Origin of the sequence: Amycolatopsis mongoliensis, from assembly GCF_030285665.1 — a bacterium.
In the GTDB taxonomy this organism is placed as follows: Bacteria; Actinomycetota; Actinomycetes; order Mycobacteriales; family Pseudonocardiaceae; genus Amycolatopsis; species Amycolatopsis mongoliensis.
This window is the reverse complement of the sequence record NZ_CP127295.1, coordinates 678,263-702,620: the sequence shown is the minus strand read 5'-3', so window position 1 is coordinate 702,620 and position 24,358 is coordinate 678,263. Positions and strand designations below refer to the sequence as shown.

Annotated in this window: 21 protein-coding genes and 1 pseudogene; 13 read left to right on the top strand and 9 right to left on the bottom strand. The window is 69.9% G+C overall.

The annotated features are described in order from the left end of the window. Positions 1 to 152: 152 nt before the first annotated feature. Entirely contained in the window at positions 153 to 1,358 is a 1,206-nt protein-coding gene (locus tag QRX60_RS03335) for a glycosyl hydrolase family 8 (RefSeq protein WP_285999327.1), read from the top strand. 58 nt (positions 1,359 to 1,416) lie between these two features. On the opposite strand, the gene QRX60_RS03330 is transcribed toward QRX60_RS03335, so the two are convergent. Beyond that, a complete protein-coding gene (locus QRX60_RS03330; RefSeq protein ID WP_285999326.1) occupies positions 1,417 to 2,409 on the bottom strand; it encodes a Gfo/Idh/MocA family protein in 993 nt (330 codons plus the stop codon). A 96-nt stretch (positions 2,410 to 2,505) separates the two neighbouring features. On the opposite strand from QRX60_RS03330, the gene QRX60_RS03325 reads away from it, so the two are divergent. The 11 genes and pseudogenes from QRX60_RS03325 to QRX60_RS03275 all read left to right on the top strand — a co-directional run bounded on the left by QRX60_RS03325 (position 2,506) and on the right by QRX60_RS03275 (position 13,000). Next, positions 2,506 to 3,456: an ABC transporter substrate-binding protein gene (locus QRX60_RS03325; protein ID WP_285999325.1), complete on the top strand. Its 951-nt coding sequence runs from the start codon at positions 2,506 to 2,508 to the stop codon at positions 3,454 to 3,456. A gap of 1 nt (position 3,457) precedes the next feature. Further along, complete coding sequence (locus tag QRX60_RS03320; protein WP_286003486.1) at positions 3,458 to 4,336, top strand: amino acid ABC transporter permease; 879 nt, start codon at positions 3,458 to 3,460, stop codon at positions 4,334 to 4,336. Then, entirely contained in the window at positions 4,329 to 5,096 is a 768-nt protein-coding gene (locus QRX60_RS03315) for an amino acid ABC transporter ATP-binding protein (protein WP_285999324.1), read from the top strand. The genes QRX60_RS03320 and QRX60_RS03315 overlap by 8 nt, the downstream gene beginning before the upstream one ends. Continuing rightward, positions 5,093 to 6,811: an aminotransferase class V-fold PLP-dependent enzyme gene (locus QRX60_RS03310; RefSeq protein WP_285999323.1), complete on the top strand. Its 1,719-nt coding sequence runs from the start codon at positions 5,093 to 5,095 to the stop codon at positions 6,809 to 6,811. Before QRX60_RS03315 ends, QRX60_RS03310 begins: the two co-directional genes overlap by 4 nt. Before the next feature lie 53 nt (positions 6,812 to 6,864). Continuing rightward, complete coding sequence (locus QRX60_RS03305) at positions 6,865 to 7,242, top strand: effector-associated constant component EACC1 (RefSeq protein ID WP_285999322.1); 378 nt, start codon at positions 6,865 to 6,867, stop codon at positions 7,240 to 7,242. Positions 7,243 to 7,434: 192 nt separating this feature from the next. After that, a pseudogene (locus tag QRX60_RS03300) lies at positions 7,435 to 8,908 on the top strand (alpha/beta hydrolase). Positions 8,909 to 9,065: 157 nt separating this feature from the next. Then, positions 9,066 to 9,974: an ABC transporter ATP-binding protein gene (locus QRX60_RS03295; RefSeq protein ID WP_285999321.1), complete on the top strand. Its 909-nt coding sequence runs from the start codon at positions 9,066 to 9,068 to the stop codon at positions 9,972 to 9,974. After that, on the top strand, positions 9,971 to 10,702 hold the full coding sequence (locus QRX60_RS03290) for an ABC transporter permease (protein WP_285999320.1): 732 nt from the start codon (positions 9,971 to 9,973) through the stop codon (positions 10,700 to 10,702). The genes QRX60_RS03295 and QRX60_RS03290 overlap by 4 nt, the downstream gene beginning before the upstream one ends. A gap of 57 nt (positions 10,703 to 10,759) precedes the next feature. Next, complete coding sequence (locus QRX60_RS03285; RefSeq protein ID WP_285999319.1) at positions 10,760 to 11,380, top strand: hypothetical protein; 621 nt, start codon at positions 10,760 to 10,762, stop codon at positions 11,378 to 11,380. Next, positions 11,377 to 11,688 (top strand): winged helix-turn-helix domain-containing protein, encoded by a 312-nt coding sequence (locus QRX60_RS03280; RefSeq protein WP_285999318.1) that lies wholly within the window; start codon positions 11,377 to 11,379, stop codon positions 11,686 to 11,688. The genes QRX60_RS03285 and QRX60_RS03280 overlap by 4 nt, the downstream gene beginning before the upstream one ends. Before the next feature lies 1 nt (position 11,689). Next, complete coding sequence (locus QRX60_RS03275; RefSeq protein WP_285999317.1) at positions 11,690 to 13,000, top strand: DNA polymerase IV; 1,311 nt, start codon at positions 11,690 to 11,692, stop codon at positions 12,998 to 13,000. Between the two features lie 93 nt (positions 13,001 to 13,093). Here QRX60_RS03275 and QRX60_RS03270 read toward each other — a convergent pair whose 3' ends face one another. The 5 genes from QRX60_RS03270 to QRX60_RS03250 form a co-directional block, all read right to left on the bottom strand. Beyond that, positions 13,094 to 14,176: a glycoside hydrolase family 88 protein gene (locus QRX60_RS03270; RefSeq protein WP_285999316.1), complete on the bottom strand. Its 1,083-nt coding sequence runs from the start codon at positions 14,174 to 14,176 to the stop codon at positions 13,094 to 13,096. 71 nt (positions 14,177 to 14,247) lie between these two features. Next, positions 14,248 to 14,934 carry a FadR/GntR family transcriptional regulator gene (locus QRX60_RS03265; protein WP_285999315.1) on the bottom strand — a complete coding sequence of 229 codons (687 nt, stop codon included), beginning with the start codon at positions 14,932 to 14,934 and terminating at the stop codon, positions 14,248 to 14,250. A gap of 15 nt (positions 14,935 to 14,949) precedes the next feature. Continuing rightward, complete coding sequence (locus tag QRX60_RS03260) at positions 14,950 to 15,984, bottom strand: ABC transporter permease (protein WP_285999314.1); 1,035 nt, start codon at positions 15,982 to 15,984, stop codon at positions 14,950 to 14,952. Continuing rightward, positions 15,981 to 17,519 (bottom strand): sugar ABC transporter ATP-binding protein, encoded by a 1,539-nt coding sequence (locus QRX60_RS03255; RefSeq protein ID WP_285999313.1) that lies wholly within the window; start codon positions 17,517 to 17,519, stop codon positions 15,981 to 15,983. The genes QRX60_RS03260 and QRX60_RS03255 overlap by 4 nt, the downstream gene beginning before the upstream one ends. 72 nt (positions 17,520 to 17,591) lie before the next feature. Continuing rightward, positions 17,592 to 18,566: a substrate-binding domain-containing protein gene (locus QRX60_RS03250; RefSeq protein WP_332845822.1), complete on the bottom strand. Its 975-nt coding sequence runs from the start codon at positions 18,564 to 18,566 to the stop codon at positions 17,592 to 17,594. A gap of 370 nt (positions 18,567 to 18,936) precedes the next feature. On the opposite strand from QRX60_RS03250, the gene QRX60_RS03245 reads away from it, so the two are divergent. Beyond that, the gene (locus QRX60_RS03245; protein WP_285999311.1) at positions 18,937 to 20,064 is read left to right on the top strand and encodes a CapA family protein; all 1,128 of its coding nucleotides are present in this window, start codon (positions 18,937 to 18,939) and stop codon (positions 20,062 to 20,064) included. A gap of 118 nt (positions 20,065 to 20,182) precedes the next feature. On the opposite strand, the gene QRX60_RS03240 is transcribed toward QRX60_RS03245, so the two are convergent. From QRX60_RS03240 to QRX60_RS03230, 3 genes are read right to left on the bottom strand one after another with little or no spacing between them, the layout of a single operon-like run. Then, positions 20,183 to 21,199 carry a family 2 encapsulin nanocompartment cargo protein polyprenyl transferase gene (locus QRX60_RS03240; RefSeq protein ID WP_285999310.1) on the bottom strand — a complete coding sequence of 339 codons (1,017 nt, stop codon included), beginning with the start codon at positions 21,197 to 21,199 and terminating at the stop codon, positions 20,183 to 20,185. Further along, entirely contained in the window at positions 21,196 to 22,587 is a 1,392-nt protein-coding gene (locus tag QRX60_RS03235) for a family 2B encapsulin nanocompartment shell protein (RefSeq protein WP_285999309.1), read from the bottom strand. Before QRX60_RS03235 ends, QRX60_RS03240 begins: the two co-directional genes overlap by 4 nt. Positions 22,588 to 22,592: 5 nt before the next feature. Further along, positions 22,593 to 23,996 carry a family 2B encapsulin nanocompartment shell protein gene (locus QRX60_RS03230; protein ID WP_285999308.1) on the bottom strand — a complete coding sequence of 468 codons (1,404 nt, stop codon included), beginning with the start codon at positions 23,994 to 23,996 and terminating at the stop codon, positions 22,593 to 22,595. Positions 23,997 to 24,358: the final 362 nt, after the last annotated feature.

Genomic DNA, 24,358 nt, shown 5'->3' with positions numbered 1-24,358 from the left:
ACGCTAGTCCGTCCGGGCGAGCGAGGGGTGGTGAAACCACTCACGGTCATTGTAAGGAAAGTTTCCTAACAGTCTTGACCTGGTCTTGAACCTTCTGTCAGGCTCTGATCGCCGTCGCCGCAGCCAACGATGTCCGTCTTTACGGAGGAGCGATGAAGAAGATCGTCCGGGCGGTGGTGGCCACGGCCGCACTCGCCGCCGGCCTGCTGAGCGTGCCCACGACCGCGGCCGCGGCCGGCACGCCGTACGTCCCGGGGACCCTGCGGCCGTCCGTTTCGCAGGCCACGCAGGACCAGGCGCTGCAGAAGTACTACGACTTCTGGAAGAAGAACTTCCTCACCACCAAGTGCGGCAGCGGCACCTACGCCGTGCTGTCGAAGGACGCCGACCACTCCTTCGTCGCCGAAGGGGAGGGCTACGGCCTGACGATCTCGGCCATGATGGCCGACAAGGACACCCAGGCCCGCTCGATCGTCGACGGGATCCTGAAGTTCGTGAAGGCCCACCCGTCGGTCAACAACAAGGACCTGCACGCGGCCGAGCAGGACGCGAACTGCAAGAGCGTCAACGGCAGCGACTCCGCGACCGACGGCGACCTGGAAATCGCGTACGGCCTGCTCATCGCCGACAAGAAGTGGGGCAGCACCGGCTCGGTGAACTACCAGGCCGAGGCCGTCCGGATCATCAACGCCATCAAGAAGTCCGAGGTCGACAGCACCACGAAGTTCACGCTGCTCGGCGACTGGGGCAACGACGCGGAGTACCGGAACAGCTCGCGCTCGTCGGACTGGATGCCCGGGCACCTGCGAGCATTCGCGAAGGCCACCGGCGACAGCTTCTGGGACTCGGTGCGCACCCGGTCGGAGACAGCCGTGAGCCAGCTGCAGTCGCAGTACGCGCCGAACACCGGGCTGCTGCCGGACTTCGTCGTCAACACGAACTCGACGCCGAAGCCGGCGCCGGCGGACTTCCTCGAGGGCCCGTACGACGGCAAGTACAGCTGGAACGCCTGCCGCGACCCGTGGCACCTCGGCGCGGACGCGATCACGGCCTCCGGCAGCGCGGCCACGGCCCAGGTCCGCAAGATGAACACGTGGATCAAGTCGGCGACGGGTGGCGACCCGGCCAAGATCCAGAGCGGCTACTCGCTGTCGGGCTCGAAGACCGAGAGCGGCCAGCACCCGTGCTTCACGGCCCCGTTCGCGGTGGCGGCGATGACGGACGCGGGCAGCCAGGCGTGGCTGGACAAGCTGTGGACGTCGATCTCGTCGTGGTCCCCGGACGCGACGGACTACTACGGGACGGGGATCACGGTCCAGGTGCTGCTCATCCTGAGCGGCAACTACGTGGCCGCTTAGAGGAGCCCCAAGTCCGTGAATGGCACATCGAGGGACTCTAAGTCCCTCGATGTGCCATTCACGGCTGTTCGCCGGGTTCGCGCGGCGGAAGCCCGGCCGCGCGGTAGATCTCGTCGATCACGGTCATCGTCTCGACCGCGTCGGCCGCCGAGGTCTTCACCGGCTCGCCGCGCAGGACTGCTGCCGTGAACGCGTCCAGCTGGTACGCGTACGACGCCCGGCGCGGGAACTTCTCCGTGCGCCGTGTGTCGCCGATCCGGACCGTGAAGCGGTGGAACGCCTGAGGCATCAGCGGGTTGACGATGGCGAGCGACCCCTTCGAGCCGGTCACCTTCGCGCTGATCTTCAAGAACGACGACGACCACATCGAGCACTCGACGCGGCCGGTGTGGCCCGACGGGTAGCGCAGCTCCGCCGTCATCGCCCGGTCGACCCGCGGTGAACGCAGCTTCGCCGACGCCGAGACGACTGCCGGGGTCTCGCCGCCGAAGATCCGGGCCATGTGGACCGCGTAGCAGCCCGCGTCCATCGTCGCGCCGCCCGCCAGCTCGTAGTCGTAGCGGATGTCGGAGAACTTCGGCAGCGGGAAGCACAACGCCGTCTCGACGCGCTGCAGCTCACCCAGTTCGCCCGACGCCACGATCTCCTCCGCCCGCAGGGCCAGCGGGTGGTAGCGGTAGTGGAACGCCTCCATCACGACGCGGTCCGACGCCGCCGCCAGGTCCGCGATCTCCCGCGCCTCCGCCGCGTTGGCCGTGAACGGCTTCTCGCACAGCACGTGCTTGCCCGCCGCCAGTGCCGCCCGCGTCCACCGGCCGTGGAGGCCGTTCGGCAGCGGGTTGTAGACGGCGTCGACGTCCGGGTCGGCGAGCAAGGCCTCGTAGCCCTCGAAAACACGCGGGATGCCGTGCTTGGTCGCAAACGTTTGCGCGCGATCGAGAGACCGCGCGGCGACCGCGACGACGTCGACCTCGGAGCTGGCTGAAGCGGGCTTGACCAGGGCAGCGGGGGCGATGCGAGCCGCCCCGAGGATGCCGATCCGCAGGCTCATGCGCGAAAGTTAGCACCGAGCCGGATTTCAACAGCCAGTTGACCTCTTCAACAACGAGTTGTACCGTTCCGGCCAGCCGAACAGTGGAGGTCCGTTATGTCCCGTTCCCGTGCCGCGCAGGCGGTGTTGCTCGCGAGCCTGGCCGTGCTGGTGACGGCTTGTGGTGGTGGCCCGGACGGCGCGGGCGGGACGTCGCAGGCCGCCGGCGCCCCCGCGTCCGGCATCCCGGACACCGCGGCGATCGTCCAGGGCGTGCAGAAGGACGCCCAGCTCAACGCCGCCTTGCCGACGAACGTCAAGCAGGCGGGCGTGCTGCACCTGGCGTCGAACCTGCAGTCCGCGCCGAACAACTTCTACGCCGCCGACGGCAAGACCCCGATCGGCTACGAGGTCGACCTGGCCAAGGCGATCGCGGCCAAGCTCGGCGTCACCGTCGCCCACCAGGACATGGCGTTCGGCTCGCTCATCACCAGCCTCCAGTCCGGCCGCATCGACCTGACCATGGCCGGTATGAACGACACCAAGGCCCGCCAGGCGCAGATCGACTTCGTCGACTACTTCACCTCGGGCATCACGATCATGATCCGCAAGGGCAACCCGGACGGCATCACCGGCCCGGACACCCTCTGCGGCAAGAACGTCGCCGTCGTGCAGGGCACCAGCCACCAGAAGTTCGCCGAAGCGCAGAGCACCAAGTGCACGCAGGCAGGCAAGCCCGCGCTCACCGTCACCGCGACCGACAGCGACAACCAGAACCAGAACCAGCTGCGCACCGGCCGCGTCGCGGCGATCCTCAACGACCTGCCCAGCGCCGTCTACATCTCGCGGACCGCGGGCGACGGCAAGTTCTTCGAGGTCGTCCCGGGTGAACCGATCGAAGGCGGGCCCTACGGCATCGGCGTCAACAAGCAGAACACGCCGCTGCGCGACTCCGTGCAGAAGGCCCTGCAGGCGCTCATCGCCGACGGCACCTACGGCAAGATCCTGCAGGCCTGGGGCGTCGACCAGGGTGCGATCAAGGAGGCCGCGGTCAATGGTGGATCGTGAGGTGGCGGCGACTGAACCGCTGCCGATCGTCCGGCTGCGCCACTGGGGCCGCTGGGTCGCCGCCGTCGTCATCCTCGCGCTGCTCGTGCTGCTGGGCATCGCCCTCGGCAACGCCCAGATCGAGTGGCGCCAGGTCCCGGACTTCGTCTTCTTCAAAGTGATGGCGACGGGCCTGCTCAACACCGTCGTGCTGGCGGTGCTGTCGCAGGCCGTCGCGATCGTGCTGGGGGTCGTGATCGCCCTGCTGCGCCGCAGCGCCAACCCGGTCGCCCGGTGGTTCGCCGCCGGCTACATCTGGATCTTCCGCGGCCTGCCGGTGCTGCTGCAGATCCTGCTCTGGTACAACCTGGCGCTCGTCTTCCCGGTGATCCACATCCCGTTCCTGGTCGACGCGCCGACGAACGTGCTGATCAGCGCGTTCACCGCCGCGTTCCTCGGCCTGGCGCTCAACGAAAGCGCGTACATGGCCGAGATCGTCCGGGCCGGGCTGAACAGCGTCGACAGCGGGCAGACCGAAGCGGCGAAGTCGATCGGCATGACGCCGGCCGCGACGCTGCGCCGGGTCGTGCTGCCGCAGGCGATGCGCGTGATCATCCCGCCGACCGGCAACGATTTCATCAACATGCTCAAGGGGACGTCGATGGCGTCGGTGATCGGCGTGACCGAGCTGATCCACGCGGCCAACAACATTTCGTCGAACAACCTGCTGGTGATGGAGACGCTGCTGGCGGCGGCCGTCTGGTACATGGTCGTGGTGACCGTCGCCGGGGTCGGCCAGCACTACCTGGAGCGCGCGTTCGGGCAGGCCGACCGCGGGCCGCTCGCTCGCGCGGGCAAGGCGTTGCGCGGCGTGCCGCTGGTGAGGAGTGCCCGTGTCTGAGCCACTGCTGCGCGCTGTCGGCGTCCGGAAGTCCTACGGCCACACCGAAGTCCTCGGTGGCATCGACCTGGAGGTCCACAAGGGACAGGTCGTCTGCCTGCTCGGGCCGTCCGGCGCCGGGAAGAGCACGTTCCTGCGCTGCATCAACCACCTCGAGACGATCGACGCCGGCCAGATCTGGGTCGACGGCGAGCCGATCGGCTTCCGGCAGCGCGGCGGGAAGCTCTACGAACTGCGCGAACACGAGGTCGCCCGGCAGCGGCGCGACATCGGCATGGTGTTCCAGCGGTTCAACCTGTTCGCGCACCGGACGGCTCTCGAGAACGTCGTCGAGGGCCCGATCCGGGTGCTCGGCTTGAAGCCCGAAGACGCGCGGAAGCAGGGGCTCGAGCTGCTCGACCGGGTCGGGCTCGCGCACCGCGCCGACGCCTACCCGGCGCAGCTGTCCGGTGGGCAGCAGCAGCGCGTCGCGATCGCGCGGTCGCTGGCGATGAAACCGAAGCTGATGCTGTTCGACGAGCCGACGTCGGCGCTGGACCCGGAGCTGGTCGGGGAGGTGCTCGAAGTGATGAGTACGTTGGCGGGGGAGGGGATGACGATGGTCGTCGTGACGCACGAGATGAGCTTCGCCGCGGAGGCCGCCGACGAGGTGGTGTTCCTGGCCGACGGCGCCGTCGTCGAGACCGGGCCGCCGTCGGAGGTGCTGAGCGCGCCGAAGCACGAACGCACCCGGCAGTTCCTGGCGAGGATCCTCGCGTGACGCGGATTTCGCCCCGGTACCTGCTCCAGTTCGACGAGCCCGCCGGCTACCTCGACTTCGCCCGGTTCGGCCCGCCCTCGCACGCGGTGCTCGACACGACGGCCGCGCTGCTCGACCAGGCAACCACGGCCGGACCGTCCACTGTGGACGAATTGATGCGGCAGGAGGTCCGGGCCAAGGCCGCCGCCGCGCGGCTGTCCGGCTCGGACACCGACCACACCGTGCTGCTGCCCAACACGAGCCTCGGGTTGTTCCAGGCCGCGTTCCACAGCGCCGGCGAGGTGCTGGTGTCGGCGGCGGAGTTCCCCGCCAACACCTACCCGTGGGCGCGCGCCGAACAGGCCGGACGGCTTCGCGTCCGGCGCCTGACCGGCGGTTACGTGACTCCTGAGCGCGTCGCCGAAGCGTTGACACCGGAGATCACGACGGTCAGCGTCAGCGCCGTCGACTTCCGCACCGGCTTCCGCGCCGACCTCGCGGCGCTGCGGGACGTCGTCGGCGACCGGCTGCTCGTCGTCGACGGGATCCAGGGCTTCGGCGTGGTCGAAGCGCCGTGGGAGGTCGCCGACGTCCTGGTCGTCGGCGGCCAGAAGTGGCTGCGCGCGGGCTGGGGGACCGGCTTCGCGGTGCTGTCCGACCGTGCCTTGGCCCGGATGGACCCGGTGTTCTCGGGCTGGACCGGCGCGCGCGACCCGGGGCTGTTCGACGACGAGATCCACCCGCCGGACGTCACCGCGCAGGCCTGGTCGATCTCGAACCTCAGCCCGATCACGTCCGGCGCGTTCGCCGAGGCCCTCGAACTGGTCGAGGACGCCGGGGTCGGCGCCATCGCGGCGCGGATCGCCGAGCGGATCGCGTCCTTCGAAGAGGTGCTGGCGTCCTGCGGCGCCGAGGTCGTCTCGGCCACCGAGCGGCGCGCGGGCATCCTCGCGTTCACACTGCCCGGCCACCCGGCCGAGCAGGTCGGCGCGGCACTGGCTACAGCCGGGATCGCGGCGACCGTGCGGCCCGAGCACGTCCGGTTGTCGCCGCACGCGTCGACGCCCGCGGCGGCCGCGGACCTGCTCCGCGAAGCGCTGGAGACGCTGACCAAGCCGCGGGAACCGCTGGTCGTCCCGGCCGCGGGCGCGACGACGCACGAGGTGCTGACCGCGCTGGTGCCGGCGATCCCGGGGCTCGCGGCGATGCTCGGGCCGGGCAACGAGGTGCTGCTGCACGACCTGAGCCGGCTGCCGGACTCGATCGTCGCCATCGCGGGCGACCTGACCGGCCGCAGCGTCGGCGGCCCGATGACCGACCTGCTGCTCGGCCTGGTCCGCCGCGGCACGACGCAGGACCTGACGAACTACCGCACGCACGGCCCGGACGGCCGCGCGATCCGCTCGTCCACGTTGTTCCTGCGCGACGCCGACGGGGTCGCGGTCGGCTGCCTGTGCGTCAACAGCGTCGACGCGTCGGCTTCGGCGGGCGGAAACGGGGAGCCGGAGACTTTCCCACCGGACGTCGACAGCCTGCAACGGTTCCTCGTCGACCGCGCGGTGGCCAAGGCCGGGATCCCGGTGGACCTGATGAAGAAGCGGCACAAGGCGGCCGTGGTCCGGGAGCTGGACGAAGCCGGTTATTTCCTCATCAAGGACGCGGTCGACCACCTGGCCGGGCGCCTCGACGTCACGCGCTACACGATCTACAACTACCTCAACGAGGTCCGCGCCTGACGGTGCCCGAACGGACCTTGCCCGTGGTCGGTCCGGCGCGCACCATGGCGCGCATGACCGAACCGGACACGCGGCGGGCGCTGCTGCGCATCGAAGCGGTGGACGCCGACGCCGAGGAGCTCGACCGGCTCGCCCGCCGGCTGCGCGCCGAGCTGACCGAGCTCGACGTCGACCTGCGTCCGGTGCCCGGCGAGGTCCCGGCGGGCGCGAAGGCGGCCGACCCGGTGACGGTGGGCTCGCTGATGGTGGCGTTCAGCGCGGCCGGCGGCGTGTTCCCCGGCCTGGTCGAGACGCTGCGCGAGTGGCTGGGCCGGCAGGCGGGCCGCCACAAGATCAAGATGACGATCGACGGCGACACGGTCGAGCTCGAGCGGGCGACCTCGGCCGAGCGGCAGCAGCTGATCGAGGCCTTCGTCCAGCGGCACGCCTGATCGGCCGTGGGGCGGCCGGACCGTCCACTCCGGACGGTTCGGCCTCGGCTGAGTCCTGCACCGCCGTGCCGGCGGCCGGCGCATCCGATTTCCACCTTTCGTAGGGCATTCGCGGCCACGCAGCCGTTTGCCGTCCTCAAGGGCCCGGCGCGGGGCTAGGGCGCTCGAAGCCGAAGCTGAAAGGGAGAAACAGTGAGACGTGCCGTTTTCGCCACGGTCGTCGCCGCGGTGGCGTCCGCGCTCGTGGCCGTGCCGGCCGCGTCCGCGGCGCCCGCGCCGGCCGGCGGGACGATCACCTGGGGGCCGTGTACCGATCCCACGCTCGTCGCCGCCGGTGCCGACTGCGGGTACCTGGGGGTGCCGCTCGACTACTCGAAGCCCCACGGCGAGCAGGTCCAGCTCGCCGTCAGCCGCGTCAAGCACAAGGTCGCGGACGCGCAGTACCAGGGCGTCATGCTGACCAACCCGGGCGGCCCCGGCGGCTCCGGCCTGCTGCTGGCCACCCGCGGCCCGCGCGTGCCCAACCACGCCGGTGACGCCTACGACTGGATCGGCTTCGACCCGCGCGGCGTCGGCGCGAGCAAGCCCGCGCTGAGCTGCGACCCGAATTACGTGGACTACGACCGGCCCCAGTACGTGCCGTTCACGCCGCAGCTCGAGCGGACCTGGCTCGACCGCGCCAAGGGCTACGCCGAAGCGTGCGCGAAGAACAACTCGAAGGCCCTGCTGGAGAACATGAAGACGACCGACACGGTCAAGGACGTGGACTCCATCCGCCAGGCGCTCGGCCAGAAGCAGCTGAACTTCTACGGCTACTCCTACGGCACCTACCTCGGCCAGGTGTACGGCTCGCTGTTCCCGCAGAACGTGCGCCGGATGGTGCTCGACTCGACGGTCGACCCGCGCGGTGTCTGGTACGGCGACAACCTCGACCAGGACGTCGCGTTCGACAAGAACATCCTCATCTGGTTCGGCTGGCTCGCCGGCGGCGTGATCGGCCGAGATCATCGACGTCATCCAGCAGGCGTCGTACTACCAGCTGCGGTGGACGCTGCTGGGCGACGCGCTCTCGCGGTTCGTCAACCAGGGGGACTGGCAGAACCGGAAGTCGCTGTTCGAGGCCTTCGGCGGCCGTGGTGACGACAACGGCTACGCGGTCTACCTCGCCGTGCAGTGCTCCGACGTCCAGTGGCCGCAGAGCTGGAACCAGTGGAAGATCGACAACTGGAAGACGTTCGCGAAGGCGCCGTACTTCACCTGGCAGAACGCCTGGTTCAACGCGCCGTGCCGGTACTGGCCGGCGAAGGCGGGCAAGCTGACCAAGATCGACGGCAGCGGCGTCAAGAGCGTGCTGATGATCGACGAGACGCTGGACGCGGCGACGCCGTTCCCGGGCAGCCTCGAGGTCCGCAGCCGCTTCCCGGGCGCGTCGCTGGTCGCGGAGCCGGGCGGCACGAGCCACGCGATCACCCCGCGCGGCAACGCGTGCGTCGACACCAAGATCGCGGACTACCTGGCGACGGGCGCGCTCCCGGCCCGCAAGCCGGGCCGCACCGCTGACGTCGAGTGCGCCCCGCTGCCCCAGCCGACGCCCCCGGCGCCGGCCGCGGCGAAGGCCGACTTGAGTGCCACGCAGGGCCTGGTCGCCGGGCGGTTCACCGGCTGACCTGCGCAAACCCTGGGAAACGGGGTGTCGGGCACGCTGCCCGGCACCTCGTTTTTCGCGCTTTCCGGCACCGTGGGCTTTGAATTCGCGTGGACTTTGTGTTACAAAGTAGGTAGCGACTTTGCGATGCAAAGTCCACGAACGAAAGGAGAGCGTCATGGGTGGGGGACCGGCGTTCGCGCTCCACGGCCTGACCAAACGGTTCGGTCAGGTCACCGCCGTCGACGGCGTTTCCGTCGAGGTCGCGCAGGGGCAGGTCGTCGCGCTGCTCGGGCCGAACGGCGCGGGCAAGTCGACCACCGTCGACATGCTGCTCGGGCTGACCAAGCCGGACGCGGGGGAGGTCACCGTCGCCGGGGGCAGTCCACGCGAGGCCGTCGACCACGGCCTCGTCGGCGCCATGATGCAGAACGGTGCGCTGCTGCCGGACGTCACCGTCGGCGAGATCGTCGGCCTGATCGTCTCGACGCACGCCAAGCCGCTGCCCGCGAGCGAGGTGATCGCGCGGGCGGGCCTGCAGAACCTCGTGAAGCGCCGCTGCGGCAAGCTCTCCGGCGGCGAGCGGCAGCGCGTCCGGTTCGCGCTCGCGCTGGCCGGCGACCCGCGGCTGCTGGTGCTCGACGAGCCCACCGCCGCGATGGACGTCGACGGCAGGCGCGCGTTCTGGGCGTCCATCCGCGAGTTCGCCGCCACCGGCCGGACCGTGCTGTTCGCGACGCACTACCTCGCCGAGGCCGAGGACTACGCCGACCGCGTGGTGCTGATGCGCCACGGCACCGTCGTCGCCGACGGCCCGGTCGCCGAGGTCCGCGCCGCGGTGTCCGGGCGGGTGCTCAAGGCCGTCGTGCCGGGCGCCGGCGAAAGCGACCTGGCGGACCTGCCGGGCGTCACGACCGTGCAGCTGCGCGCCGGGCGCGCCGAGCTGGCCTGCGCCGACTCCGACGCCGCCATCCGCGCGCTGCTGGCGAAGTACCCGCAGGCCGCCGACATCGAAATCACCGCGCTGGGCCTGGAAGAGGCCTTCCTGGCGCTCACCGCCGACGAGACCGAAGGGGTGGCCGCGTGAACACCACCTACCTGAGCCTGGAGATCAAGCGCATCGTCCGGAGCCCGCAGTTCACGATCTTCACCATCGGCATGCCGGTGGCGATGTTCGTGCTGTTCGGGTCGATCTTCGGCAAGCTCATCGCGCCGAACGGCCTGCCCGCCGACGTGCAGACCATGATCAACCTCGCCGCCTACGGCGCCAGCGGCGGTGCCCTGTTCACCGGCACCCGCGTGGCGCAGGAACGCACCGACGGCTGGCAGCGGCAGCTGCGGCTGACCCCGATGCGCGGCTCCGGCTACCTGGTCGTCAAGGTCATCTCCGCGATGGCCGTGGCGCTGCCGGTGCTCGTGGTCGTGTTCCTCGCGGGCCTGGCGATGGGCGTGCACATGACCGCCGCGCAGTGGGGGCTCGTGCTCGTGTCGCTGTGGGCCGGCGTGCTGCCGTTCGCCGTGCTGGGCCTGGCGATCGGCCTGTTCGGCAAGGGCGACACGGTCGGCGCGGTGACCGGCGCCCTCATGATGCCGCTCGGCATGCTCGGCGGCCTGTGGATCCCGCTCTACGTCCTCCCGGATTGGATGGCGACGCTGGCGCACTTCTTCCCGACGTACTGGCTCGGCCGGCTCGGCCTCGAACCCCTGGCCCACACCGGCGGGATGGGGTTCGCGGTGCTCGTGCTCGCGGGCTGGCTGGTCGTGCCCGCGCTGGTCGTGGTGCGCCGGTTCCGGCTGGACACGGCCAGGCTGTGAATGCGTGTTAACTTCCGTGCAGTACTGAGGGGTCTGCGCGGGCGAAGGGCGGTACAGGTGGACGACGAGCCGATGTCGGCGGAGGAGTCGCTGAACCTGATCGCCCAGCAGAACCGGCGCAACCGCCGGGAGCTGGGCGGGGGCCCCGCGCGGATGCTCGCCGCGTGGGCCCTCGCCTGGCTGCTCGGGTGGGGCTTCACCTACTTCGCGACGCGGACCGAGAGCATCCCGGGCTGGGTCGGTGGCGTGGTCGTGGCGGTGCTGTTCGTCTTCGCGATCACCTACACCGGCTACGTGAGCGCCCGGGCCGGGCGGGGGATCCGCGGCCCGTCCAAGACGGTCGGCGCGATGTACGGCTACAGCTGGGCGCTTTCCGCCATCGGGCTGACCGTGATCGACATCCGGATCACGCAGTTCGGCTCGCTGTCCTCCGATCAGGTGTCCCTGCTTTGGTCGGGCACCTGGCTGCTGCTGACCGGCGTGCTGTACCTCGCCGGCGGCATGCTCTGGCAGGACAAGCTGATGTACGGCCTCGGCGCGTGGATGATCGTCTCCGCCGGGCTCAGCGTGCTGGTCGGGTTCCCGGCCAACTTCCTGGTGCTGGCGATCTGCGGCGGGGGCGGGTTCCTGCTGGGCGCGATCGTCTACTTCGTGCGCGAGAAGTCCGGGCGCCGATGAGCGACCTGCCGCAGCTCGACCCGGTCATCCACGCCCAGGCGCGGCTGCGGGTCACGGTCGCGCTCGCCGGGCTGCAGGCCGGCGACCAGATCACCTTCCCGCGCCTGCAGCAGTTGCTGGACATGACCGCCGGCAACCTCTCGACGCACCTGCGCAAGCTCGAGGACGCCGAGTACGTCGAGATCACCAAGGCCTACGAGCACCGCACGCCGGTCACGCTGGTCCGGCTGACCGCGGCCGGGCGCGCGGCGTTCGAGAGCTACACCAAGGCGCTGCACCAGCTGCTGGACGCCACCGGCGGGGACTGACGTGGCCCGCTGGGTGATCCACCTCGACCTGGACGCCTTCTACGCGTCGGCCGAGCAGCTCACCCGCCCGACGCTGGCCGGGCGTCCCGTGCTCGTCGGCGGCACCGGGCCCCGCGGCGTCGTCGCGGGCGCGAGCTACGAGTCCCGCGCGTTCGGCATCCGCTCGGCCATGCCGATGGCGCAGGCGCGGCGGCTGCTCCCGGCGAACGGCGTGATCGTGCCTCCCCGGTTCCGCGTGTACGAGCGGCTCAGCCAGGAGGTCTTCGCCGTCGTCACGGCAGTGGCGCCGGTGCTGGAGAAGATCTCCCTCGACGAAGCCTTCGCCGAACCGCCTCAGCTGACGGGTGCCTCTCTCGACGAGGTGACTTCGTTCTGCGCCACGCTGCGGGCCCGCATCCGCGCGGAGACGGGCTTGGTGGCGTCGATCGGCGCGGGCAACGGCAAGCAGATCGCCAAGATCGCCTCGGACGAAGCCAAGCCGGACGGCCTGCTGGTCGTGCCGCAGGGCACCGAACGGGAGTTCCTCGCGCCGCTGCCGGTGCGCGCGCTGTGGGGGATCGGCCCGGTGGCCGAGGGGAAGCTGCGGTTCATCGGCGTCCAGACGCTCGGGCAGCTGGCGGCACTGTCCGAACAGGACGCGGTGGCGACGCTGGGCGGCGTGGTCGGCCGCGACCTGCGCCGGCTGGCGACGGGGTTCGACGACCGCCCGGTGGCCGACCGCGGCGAGACCAAGCAGGTCAGCGCGGAGACGACGTTCGACACCGACATCAAGGACCTGGCGACGCTGCGCACGGAGGTCCGGCGGATCGCGGTCGGGGCGCACCAGCGGCTGGTCAAGGCCGAGCGCGTGGCCCGGACGGTGGTGATCAAGCTGCGGCACACCGACATGCACACGGTGACCCGTTCGGAGACGATCTCGGCGCCCACGGACGACCTGGCCGAGCTGTCGGCCGTCGCGGAACGGCTGCTGCTCGACCCGGCGGAGTTCGGCGGCATCCGCCTCGCCGGCGTCGCCTACAGCGGGCTTTCGGTGCCCCACCAGGACGCGCTGTTCACCTTGGCGGCCCCTTCGGTGGCCCCGGCGTCGACGGTGGTTTCGTCCGCGCCGACGCCGGTGGCTCCGCCTTCGGAGTGGCGGCAGGGCGACGACGTGGTGCACGAGGAGTTCGGCACGGGCTGGGTCCAGGGCGCGGGCCACGGCCGCGTGACGGTCCGCTTCGAGCACCGCTCGTCGGGCCCGGGCGCGGCCCGCACGTTCCCCCAGTCCGACCCGGCCCTGACCCGCGGCGACCCGGGCGACTGCCTGAAGTGAAGCGCCCCAATGTGGCGTTCGGTGCGTCAGACGCACCGAACGCCACATTGGGTGCGTCTGACGCAACCAACGCCACATTGGGGCGCTTGGGACCTAGTCGGCCGAGCAACCCTGGAGCTTGGCCACTTCCTGGGCCGCCAGGAGGAACGCGCCGACGCCGTAGGCCGCCGTGTCGTCCGGTCGAGCCGTCGCCGGGCGGTCGCCCACCGGCTGGACGTAGCCGACCTTGCCGTCCGCCTGCAACGCCTTCGTCGACAATGCCGTCCACGCCTTGTCCACCACCGGGCGGAACCGCTTCGCGTCCAGGATGCCCGCGCTGATGCCCCAGCCGATGCCGAACGTGAAGAACGCCGTGCCGCTCGTCTCCGGGCCGCCGTGGTCCCACGGGTTCAGCAGGTCCGAGTTCCAGAAGCCGTCCCGCCGTTGCAGCAAGGACAACGAGAACGCCATCTTCTTGTACACCCGCAGGTACTCCGGGCGACGCGCGTCGTCGGCCGGCAGGACCTGCAGCACCTTCGTCAGGGCCGCCAGCGCCCAGCCGTTGCCGCGCGACCAGAACACCCCGGAGCCCTTGAACCGCTCGTCGCGGTACCACAGGCCGGTGAACTCGTCGAACAGCTTGCGCTCGGACGAAGAAAACAGCTTCTGCATGGCGTCCAAATAGGACGGATCGTGGTCGATCACGCTCATCCGGGCGAACGACGGCATCGCCATGTTCAGCGCGTCCACGTAGTTCCAGTAGTCGCGGTGCCCGGCCCGCACCGAGGCGACCTCGTCGCGGATCCGGGTGCGGATCGAGTCGAGCGAGATCTCCGGGTGGAAGTACGTGTAGAGGTCCAGGTACGCCTCGCCGGCGGCCTGGTTGTCCGGGAAGAACGGCCGCTTCGGGTCGAACGGCAGCTGGTAGCCGTTGGCCTGCGCCCACGGCAGCGTCTTGTGGTTCGACTGGCCGGTGGTCCGGACCAGCGCGAGGTTGCCGACGTGGAACGTCGCGTTCTGCCAGTCCGGGGCGGCCAGGTTCGTCCCGTTGGTCACCCAGTAGTTGCCCGCGGACACCATCTGGTCGGTGATCGGGCACTCGGCGGGAGCCGCCACTGCCGCCGGAGCGGAGAACAACCCGCCCGCCACCACCGCGGCCGCGAGCACGCCGAAACCACGAATTCCCGGGAAACGCATGAAAGCGTCCTCCTCAGCACGTCATGGCGGCGGTCGTTCGCAGCGAGTGTTCAGGGTTCCCGGTGGACGTGTCAAGGTGCCGGTGAGCGGTACGGCGCAACGGTTTCCAGCAACCGGCGCGACGCGGATTCGGCCCCGTCGGCGTTCTTCGCCAGCACCATGGTCAGCACGCGGGAGTGCGCGACGAGCGTGTTGCCCTCCGGCAGTTCCATCGGCTCGCCGTGCGCGGTCAGCGCGGCCACCACGGGCACCTGCAGCTGCGCGATCAGCGCGTTCCCGGACGCGCGGATCAGCGCCGCGTGGAACCGGGAGTCGGCTTCCCGGAACGCCGCGGTGTCGGAACGCTCGACCGCGTCCGCCATCAGCTCGTAGGCCGCGGCCATTGCCGAAAGCTCGTCGGGACGCCGGTGCTGCGCGGCCATCCGCGCCGCCTGCGGTTCGATCGTCAGCCGCAGCTCCAGCAGCTCGTGCAGGTGCTTGCGGCCGTCGGGCCCGTTGACGCGCCACGCGATGACGTCCGGGTCGATCGCGTCCCAGGCGTCGGGCGGCAACGTCCACGTGCCGACCCGCGGCCGCGCGGTGACCATGCCCTTGGACTCCAGCACGCGCAGCGCCTCGCGAACCACGGTCCGGGACGCGGAGAACCGCCGGCCGAGCTCCTCGGGGACGAGCGGCTGCCCGTCCCCGAGGACTCCTTCGACGATGAGCCTGCCCAGTTCGTCGACGATGCGGGCGTGCAGGTTCCGGGGAGCGCTCATCGCCGGGCGCCCGCGCTACTCGGGCAGGCCGACGCGACGCTCCCCGCTGCGCAGCTGCTGCAGCACGACCGCGATCACGAGCAGGGCGCCGTGCGCGACGTTCTGCCAGAACGGGTTGATGCCCAGCCCGGACATGCCGTTGTCGAGCACGCCCAGGATGATCACCGCGAGCACAGTCGAAATGATCGACCCGCGGCCGCCCTTGAGCATCGTGCCGCCGAGCGCGGCGCCGGTGACGGCCTGCAGCTCCAGGCCTTCGGACCCGGACACCGGCTGGCCGGAACCGGTGCGCGCGGTGATGAGGATGCCCGCGACCGCCGCGACCACGCCGGCCAGCGCGTAGACGCCGATGATGTACCGGTTGATGTTGATGCCGGCCAGCCGCGCGGCGGTGTCGTTGCCGCCGATGGCGTAGACGTTGCGGCCGATGTCGGTGTACTTGAGCAGGAAGTGCAGCAGCGCCGCGACGATGAGGAACACCCACACCAGCGACGGCAGGCCCGCGATCGCGCCCTTGGCCAGGAAGATGAACAGGTCGTCGCCACCGGTGTACCCCTGCGACTTGCCGTCGGAGATCACCTGCGCGATGCCCTTGTAGGTGGCGAGCATCGCCAGCGTCGCGACCACCGGGTTGACCCGGCCGAAGATGATGATCATGCCGTTGACCAGGCCGCAGAGGATGCCGACGCCGACCGCGGCGAGGATGCCGACCTCGGCGTTGCCGGTCGAGGTGAACACCATCGCCGACACGACCGAGGCGAGCCCGGCCATCGAGCCGACCGAGATGTCCAGCGCGCCCAGGATGATCACCAGGGTCTGCACCAGGGCGAGCAGTCCCATGATGGTGATCGCGCTGCCGATCAGCAGCAGGTTGTTGGTGCGCAGGAAGTTGTCGTTCAGCACGCTCAGCAGGACGATCAGCGCGATCAGCGTGATGATCAGGCTCGAGTTCTGCACGCCGATGCCGGCGAGCACGCGGCGGAACGCGGACGGCTGCTGCGGCGCGGCCGGCTCCGAGGACATGGCTTTCTCCTGGGTGGGGGTACTCATGCGCCGATCTCCTGCTGCTCTTCTACTGCCGGTTCGGTTTCGGGGATGGCGAGGGTCAGCACGGCTTCCTCGGTCGCTTCTTCGCGGCTGATCTCGCCGGCCAGGCGCCCGGCGCGCATCACGAGGATGCGGTCGGCGAGCGTCAGCACCTCGGGCAGGTCGGACGAGATGACCAGCAGGGCGATGCCTTCGCCGGCGAGACCGTCGATGATCCGGTAGATCTCGGCCTTCGCGCCGACGTCGACGCCGCGGGTCGGCTCATCGAGGATCAGCAGCTTCGGCCGCCGCGCGAGCCAGCGCGCGAGCACGGCCTTCTGCTGGTTGCCGCCGGAAAGCTTGCGGACTTCCTGCTCCATCGACGGCGTCCGCACGCGAAGCTCGCTGATGTACTCCTCGACGAGCGCGCGTTCCTTCGCGCGCTTCACGACGCGGAAGCGGCGAAGCCGGTCCAGCACCGAGATGGAGATGTTGTCGCGGACGGACCGCTGCATGAGCAGCGCGTCCGTCTTGCGTTCTTCGGGCGCGAAGCCGATGCCGGCTTTGACCGCGTCACCCGGGTTGTGCGCACGCAGCCGCTTCCCGTCGAGCTCGACGGTGCCCGACCGGATCGGCAGGTCGCCGACGATCGCGCGGGCCAGCTCCGAGCGTCCGGCGCCGACCAGGCCGGCCAGGCAGACGACCTCGCCCGCGCGGACCTCCAGCGAAATGCCGGTGACGTCGTCGGTCGTGACGTCGTCCAGCTTCAGCACGACGTTGCCGGTTTCCTGCGTGACGCGGCGTTCCAGCGCCGAAAGGTCGCGGCCGATCATCATCCGGACCAGGCCGGGCTCGTCGGTCTCGGCGACCTGCTGGACGCCGACGAGCTTGCCGTCGCGCAGCACGGCGACGCGGTCCGCCAGCTGGAAGATCTCCTTCATCCGGTGCGAGACGTAGACGACCGCGACCCCGCTGTCGCGCAGCCGCCCGATCAGCCGGAACAACGCCTCGACCTCGTGCTCGGACAGCGACGACGTCGGCTCGTCGAAGGCGATCACCTTCGGCGGCGTGGCCGCGGTGAGGACGCGCAGGATCTCGACGATCTGGCGTTGCGCGGCCGACAGCGCGACGCCGAGCGTCGCCGGGTTGAGCACGCCTTCGAAGCCGTACTCGGCGAGCGCGTCCTGCGTCGCCTTCAGGAGTGTGCGGCGGTTGAACACCCGCGCCTTGGCGGGGAGCTCGCCGACGAAGACGTTCTCCGCGACCGAAACGTGCGGGATGATCTCGGGTTCCTGGTAGATCACGCGGACCCCGGCGGCCATCGCCGCGCGCGGGGTGTCGAACGTGACCTCGGTGCCGTCCAGGAGGAGCCGGCCGTCGTCGGGGCCCTGGTCACCGGAGAGGACCCGCAGCAGCGTCGACTTCCCGGCGCCGTTCTCGCCCATCAGCGCGAGCACCTCGCCGGAGCGGATCTCCAGCGAGACGTCGTCGAGGGCGGTGACGCCGGAGAAGCGCTTGCCGATGCCCTCGACGGCGAGCGCGGGAGCAGAGCTGGACATGATCGCCTTCCGTACAGCGGTCGTGAGTGGTAATTCGGGTTAGAACCCGAATTACCACTCACGAGGGGTCGGTCAGGTGCAGTTGACGCCGGCCTGCTTGTAGTTGTCCTTGTTGACGATCGTGGTCTTCGCGATCGTCTCCGCGGGCAGCTCCTTGCCGTTCTTCACCTTGTCCACCAGCACCTGGATCGCCGAGCGGCCGACCTCGGCGCCGGAGATGTAGAGCGCGGACTTGTTGCCGGTGTCCTTGCCGGCCGCCCAGTCCTTGCAGTCGAGGTACGCGCCGAGCCCGACGCCGATGATGTTGTTCGCCTGCACGCCCGAGTTGGCCAGCGCCGTCACGACGCCGGTCTCGTTCTCGTCGTTGCAGCCCCAGACGACCCAGTGCTTGACGCCCGGGTTGGAGCCGATCACCGCGCCGGAGCGGTTCTGCGCGTCGACGGGGGAGTTGTCGGTGCCGACGTCGATCACCTGGACGTCCGCGCCCGCGGCCTTGGCGAAGGCCGACTTGGCCGCGGTGACGCGGTCGGTGCAGACGGTGAGGTCCTGCTTGTAGGCGCTGATGATCTTCGTGTCGGCGGCGGTCCAGCCGGCGGCCTTGAACAGCTTCCCGGCCTCGGTGCCGACCGAGTCGCCCATCTGGCTGCCGTTGAAGCCGACGAACGGGGCCTTCGCGCCGGTGCCGTCCTTGATGACGTCGTCGGAGGCGATCAGCGGGATGCCCGCGCTCTTGGCCTTGTCGATCACCTGCGGGCCGATGGCCTGGTCCGGGACGACGATGGCGACGCCGTTCGCGCCCTGCGCGACCGCGGCGTCCAGTTCGGTGATCGCCTTGTTGGCGTCCTGGCCGAGGTTGACGACCTTGAGCTCGACGCCGAGCTCCTTCGCCTTCTCCTGCGCCCCCTGGGCCTGCTCGACGAAGTACTGCTGATCACCCTGTTTCTGCAGGTAGTAGAGGGTGATCTTGCCGTTGGCGGGTGCCTGCTGCTGCGGTGCGGCGGTGTCTTTTCCGGAGGAGCACGAGGCCATCAGGACACCGGAAATCAAACAACAACCAACAACGCTCCAGGTGCGAAACCTGTGCGGGTATGTGGACATCGAGTGCTCCCAAGGGGGCCGGGGACGAGTGTTGCTGGCGGGTTACCGCCGGGTGACTCGTATTACAAAACACCCGTTCGTGGAGCGTCAAGCCGCAGTTAGCGGAGTGACACCTACTCTCTGTAGTTGCATCGTGGCATGCTCAGGGGTCATTTATCGTATTTTTTACCCCCTGTCCTGCGCGTTGTCCGGTTTTGTCCTGTGTGAATGTTCTGATCGGTGTTGTCGACTGTGGTGGAAGTTTCCGTTGACTGGGAGGCGGCACCTGCCGGGTTCGTCCGGATGGCAGGATGGCCGGACCACAGCAGCAGGGGGACCGATGACGAAGCTCCGTGTCGCCGCGCTCGCCGGTGTCGCCGTCCTGGCGGCCGCGTGCAGCAGCAGCCCGCCGCAGTCCGGCCCGGCGCCGACGCCGTTCCCGGAGACGTCTGCTTCGCCGGCAGCGGCCCCGGACGGCTCGTTCAGCGTCGTCGCGACCGGCGACGTCCTGATCCACCCGGCGCTGACCGAGCAGGCCGAGGCCGACGGCGGCGGGAAGATCGACTACCGGCCGTTGCTCGCCGGGGTCAAGCCGCTGATCTCCGGGGCCGACCTCGGGATCTGCCACCTCGAGACGCCGCTGGCACCGGAAGGCGGCCCGTACAGCGGGTACCCGTCGTTCAGCGCGCCGCCGGAGATCGCCGACGCGCTCAAGGACACCGGCTACGACACCTGCTCGACGGCGTCCAACCACACGATCGACCAGGGCGCCGACGGCGTGAAGCGGACCTTGGACAAGCTCGACGCCACCGGGATCAAGCACACCGGCTCGGCGCGGTCGGCCGCCGAAGCGGCGAAGCCGCTGATCCTCGACGTCCACGGCGTCAAGGTCGCGCAGGTGTCGTACGCCTTCGGGTTCAACGGAATCAAGGTGCCGGCCGGGAAGCCGTGGCTGGCCAACCAGATCGACGTCGACGACGTCCTGGCGGCGGCTCGCAAAGCCCGCGAGGCCGGCGCCCAGGTCGTGATCGCGAGCCTGCACTGGGGCGTCGAATACCAGCACGACCCGACGGCCGAGCAGCGCTCGCAGGCCAAGAAGCTCCTGGCGTCGGACGACATCGACCTGATCGTCGGCCACCACGCGCACGTGGTCCAGCCGTTCGAGAAGATCGGCGGCAAGTGGGTCGCCTACGGGCTCGGCAACAGCGTCGCCCGCCACTCCGAACCGCGCGGCGACACGGAAGAGGGCGCGGCGGCCCGCTTCCGCTTCGTCCGCGACGGCGACCGCTGGAAGGTCGACAAGGCCGAGTACATCCCGACGCTGATCAAGCTCGACGCCCCGATCCGCCTGATCGACTTGTCGACATCGCAGCCCTCGGCGCAGGTCACCAAGGCCCTGTCCGACACGGACAAGAACATCCTGAGCCTGGACGCGGACAAGTCCGGCCTCACCCGCCCCGGCAAGTAACGGACGACACGCGTGATTGAGGAGTCGACACGCGTGATTGAAGGGTCGACACAGCGGCCACCAGCCTGCCGCCGCGTGTCGACCCTCCAATCACGTGAGTTGGCGTTCTGATCACGCCTCAGTGGGTGCGGGTGGTGATCAGGCGGGCCAGGGAGGCCAGTTCCGCGGCCGGGCGGGGGACCGGGTTCACCGCCGCCAGCTCTCGCAGTCCCTTCGCCACCAGCGCGGCCGCCTGGGCCTGGCTCCACTGGCGGCCGCCGGCCTCGTCGACGAGCGTGGCCGCGCGGGCCAGCTCGGCGTCGTCGAGCGGGTCGGTGCCCGAGTACAGGGTCGCCAGCTCCGCGCCCGCCGTCGTGCCGGACGACAGCGCCGTCACCACCGGGAGCGACTTCTTGCGGTTCTGCAGGTCCGAATACACCGGCTTGCCCGTCTCCGCCGGGTCGCCCCAGATGCCGAGCAGGTCGTCGACGTGCTGGAACGCCAGCCCGATCGACCGGCCGAACTCGCCGAACCGCGGCACCTCCTCCGGCCGGCCGGCGAGCAGCGCCCCCAGTTCGCAGGCCGCGCCGATCAGCGCGGCCGTCTTGCCGCCCGCCATCCGGAGGCACTCGGCCGGCGTGACGTCGTCGCGCTGCTCGAAGTCCAGGTCGGCGGCCTGGCCTTCCAGCAGCTCGAGGACGCCGTGGGACAGCAGTTTCGCGCCCTCGGGTGACAGTTGTTCGAACGCCACGCTCAGCAACGCGTCCCCGGCGAGCACCGCCGCCCCGGTGCCGAAGACCGTCCACGCCGTCGGCCGGTGGCGCCGGGTGGTGTCGCCGTCCATGACGTCGTCGTGCAGCAACGAGAAGTTGTGCACCAGCTCGACCGCGACGGCGGCGAGCACCGCGTCCGCGGGCTCACCGCCCGCGGCTTCCGCGCACAGCAGCACCAGCGCCGGGCGCAACGCCTTGCCGCCGTCGGCGGAAGAGGGTTCGCCGTGGGCGTCTTCCCAGCCGAAGTGGTAGCCGGCGATCCGCCGCATCGCCTCGGGCAGCCGCTCGGCCGCCGTGCGCAACGCCGGGTCGACCAGGCCCTTGCTCCACGCGAGCACGTCGGCGAGGGGACGGGCGGCGGTCCGGGAGTCCATGGTCGTCATGAGCGTCCGATCTCGACGTCGTCGAGCACGCCGAGCGCGTCCGGGACCAGCACGGCGGCAGAGTGGTAGGCGCTGATCAGGTAGGAGGTCACGGCGCGGTCGGTGATGCCCATGAACCGGACGTTGAGCCCGGGCTGGTATTCGTCCGGTAGCGATTTGGGGCGCAGGCCGATGACGCCGGCGTCGTTTTCGCCGGTGCGCATGGCCAGGATCGAGGTGGCGCCGGTGTCGGTGATCGGGATCTTGTCGCACGGCAGGATCGGGACGCCGCGCCAGGCCAGGACGCGTTTGCCGTCGAGGGCGGTGGTGTCGGGGTAGAGGTGCGCGCGGGTGCATTCGCGGCCGAACGCGGCGATGGCGCGGGGGTGGGCGAGGAAGAACTTGGTCTTGCGGCGGCGGCAGAGCAGGTCGTCGAGGTCGAGTGGGGTGGGTGGTCCGGTGCGGGTGGTGAGGCGGTGTTTGAGGTCGACGTTGTGCAGCAGCCCGAATTCGGTGTTGTTGACCAGTTCGTGTTCTTGCCGTTCCCGCAGTGCTTCGACGGTGAGCCGCAGTTGTTGTTCGAGCTGGTTGAGGGGGTTGTTGTAGAGGTCGGCTACGCGGTTGTGCACGCGCAGCACGGTTTGGGCCACGGCGAGGTCGTATTCGCGGGGTGAGGGGTCGTAGTCGACGTAGGTGCCGGACAGCATCGGTTCGCCGTCGTGCCCGGCCGCCAGGTCGATGCTGGCTTCGCCTTTGGCGTTCTGGGGCTTCCGTGGCCGGCTGATGGCGTCGGCGACGTGCGCGCGCAGTGATTCGGAGCGTCCGTTGAGCCGCGCGTAGGCGCTTGCGGGTAGGACGAGCGCGATCACCCGGGTGGCGGCGCGGGCGGTGAAGCTCCACCTCGCATCCTCGTGGGCGAGGAGTTCGGCGCCGAAGTGGTCGCCGTCGGTGGCGGTGCCGAGGGTGATTTCGTCGCCGTATTCGCCGCGGCCGTGGCGGGTGACTTTGCCGTGGGCGATGAGGATCAGGGTGTCGAGCGGTTGGCCGGCTGTGGTGATGGTGGCGCCGGGTTCGTATTCGCGTTGTTCGAAAGCGTCGGCCAGCGCGCTCAGCGCCTGTTCGTCGTTGAAGTCACGGAGGAGTTCGAGTTCGGTGAGTTCGGCGGGGACGACGTGGACGCGGGTGCCGGTGGTGTAGAAGCTGAGTTTGCCGTCGCCGAGGGTGTAGGTGAGGCGGCGGTTGACGCGGTAGCTGCCGGCGGGGACGTCGACCCAGGGGAGCTGGGAGAGCAGCCAGCGGGTGGTGATGCCGCGCATCTGCGGCAGGGTTTTGGTCGTCGTGCTCAGCGTCCGCGCGGCTTTGACACTCAGCGACAGCTGCTGGGACGTCGGTTCCTCCGTCACGGTCACGGTTCTCAGCCTTCCCGGCCGAGTTCGGCGCTTTCCAGCACGGCGAGTGCGTCGGGCACCAGCACGGCGGCGGAGTAGTAGGCCGACACCAGATACGACATGATCGCCTGCTCCGACACGCCCATGAACCGCACGTTCAACCCCGGCTGGTACTCATCCGGCAACCCGGTCTGGTGCAACCCCACCACGCCTTGGGCCTGTTCCCCGGTGCGCATCAGCAGGATCGAGCTGGTCCGGGTCCCGGTGACGGGGATCTTGTTGCACGGCAGGATCGGCACCCCCCGCCACCCCGGCACGTGGTGCCCGCCGAACTCGACCGCGTCCGGGTAGATCCCGGCCTTGGTGCATTCCCGCCCGAACGCCGCGATCGTCTTGGGGTGGGCGAGGAAGAACCCCGGGTCCTTCCACACCAACGCCAGCAACTCATCCAGATCGTCCGGGGTCGGGGGACCGGTGCGGGTGGGGATGCGCTGGGCGAAGTCGGCGTTGTGCAGCAACCCGAATTCGGTGTTGTTGATCAGTTCGTGTTCCTGGCGTTCCCGCAACGCCTCGACCGTGAGCCGCAGTTGCTGCTCGATCTGGTTCATCGGCTGGTTGTAGAGGTCCGCCACGCGGGAGTGCACCCGCAGCACGGTCTGGGCGACCGAGAGTTCGTATTCGCGGGGGTGGGTGTCGTAGTCGACGAAGGTGCCCGGCAGCAGTGGTTCCCCGTCGTGGCCGGAGGCGAGGGAGATTTCGGCTTCGCCGTGGTCGTTGCGGGCGGTGGCGCCGCCGGCGGTGTAGGCGTCGAGGTGGGTTTGGAGGGTGTCGGAGCGGGTCAGGACGTCGTCGAAGGCGGTGCGGGGGAGGGTCAGGACGGTGCAGGTGGTGACGGCTTTGGCGGTGAACTCCCAGATCCCGTCGGTGTGGGTGAGGGTGGTGTCGCCGAAGTGGTCGCCGTCGGCGAGGGTGCCCAGGACGGTCTGGTCGCCGTAGGCGCCGGTGCCGATCTTGGTGATTTTGCCGTGGGCGATGAGGAACACCTGGTCGGCGGGGGAGCCGAATTCGACCAGGGCGTCGCCGGGGGCGTAGTCGTGCTGGGTGAAGCGGGCGGCGAGTTCGGTGAGGACGTCTTCGTCGTCGTAGCCGCGCAGCGGGGCGAGTTCGCCGAGTTCGGGTGGGATGACGCGGACGTCGGCGCCGGTGGTGGTGAAGGTGACCCGGCCGTCGCCGACGGAGTAGGACAGGCGGCGGTTGACCCGGTAGGCACCGCCGGAGACTTCGACCCAGGGCAGGGTTTTGAGCAGCCAGCGGGAGGAGATGCCCTGCATCTGGGGGACCGACTTGGTCGTGGTGGCCAGGGTGCGGGCCGCGGCCCGGCCGAGGCTCAGCGGTGCCGGGTCGGTGTCCACCGGGTCGGTGACGGTCACAGCGAAAACCACCAATCATTCGGAAGCCGGGAATGCCCGAGGCAGGCAACGGAGAATCAACATAGCAACGGCGTCCGGCTGCACAATGACACGATCGGGTCGGCGCGGTATTCACCTGGTTGGTTTCCGGCCATTCCGGGCACCTGGTCCGTGCCGGTCATCACCCGCCGTTCCTGGCCGTCACCCGGTCGGGAAGATCCTGGCTCATAAGGGGAAACCGTCGTCGCGGTCGGGAGTGGTGCCGGCCGCCCCGGTGCCGGTGAACTGCGCCGAACCGGCTATGGTCGCGGCCTGGGTGAGGCCGCTCGGCTGAATCGAACAATTCTTGGTTGTCGGCCCGGAAATGGGTGGCTAACTTGAGC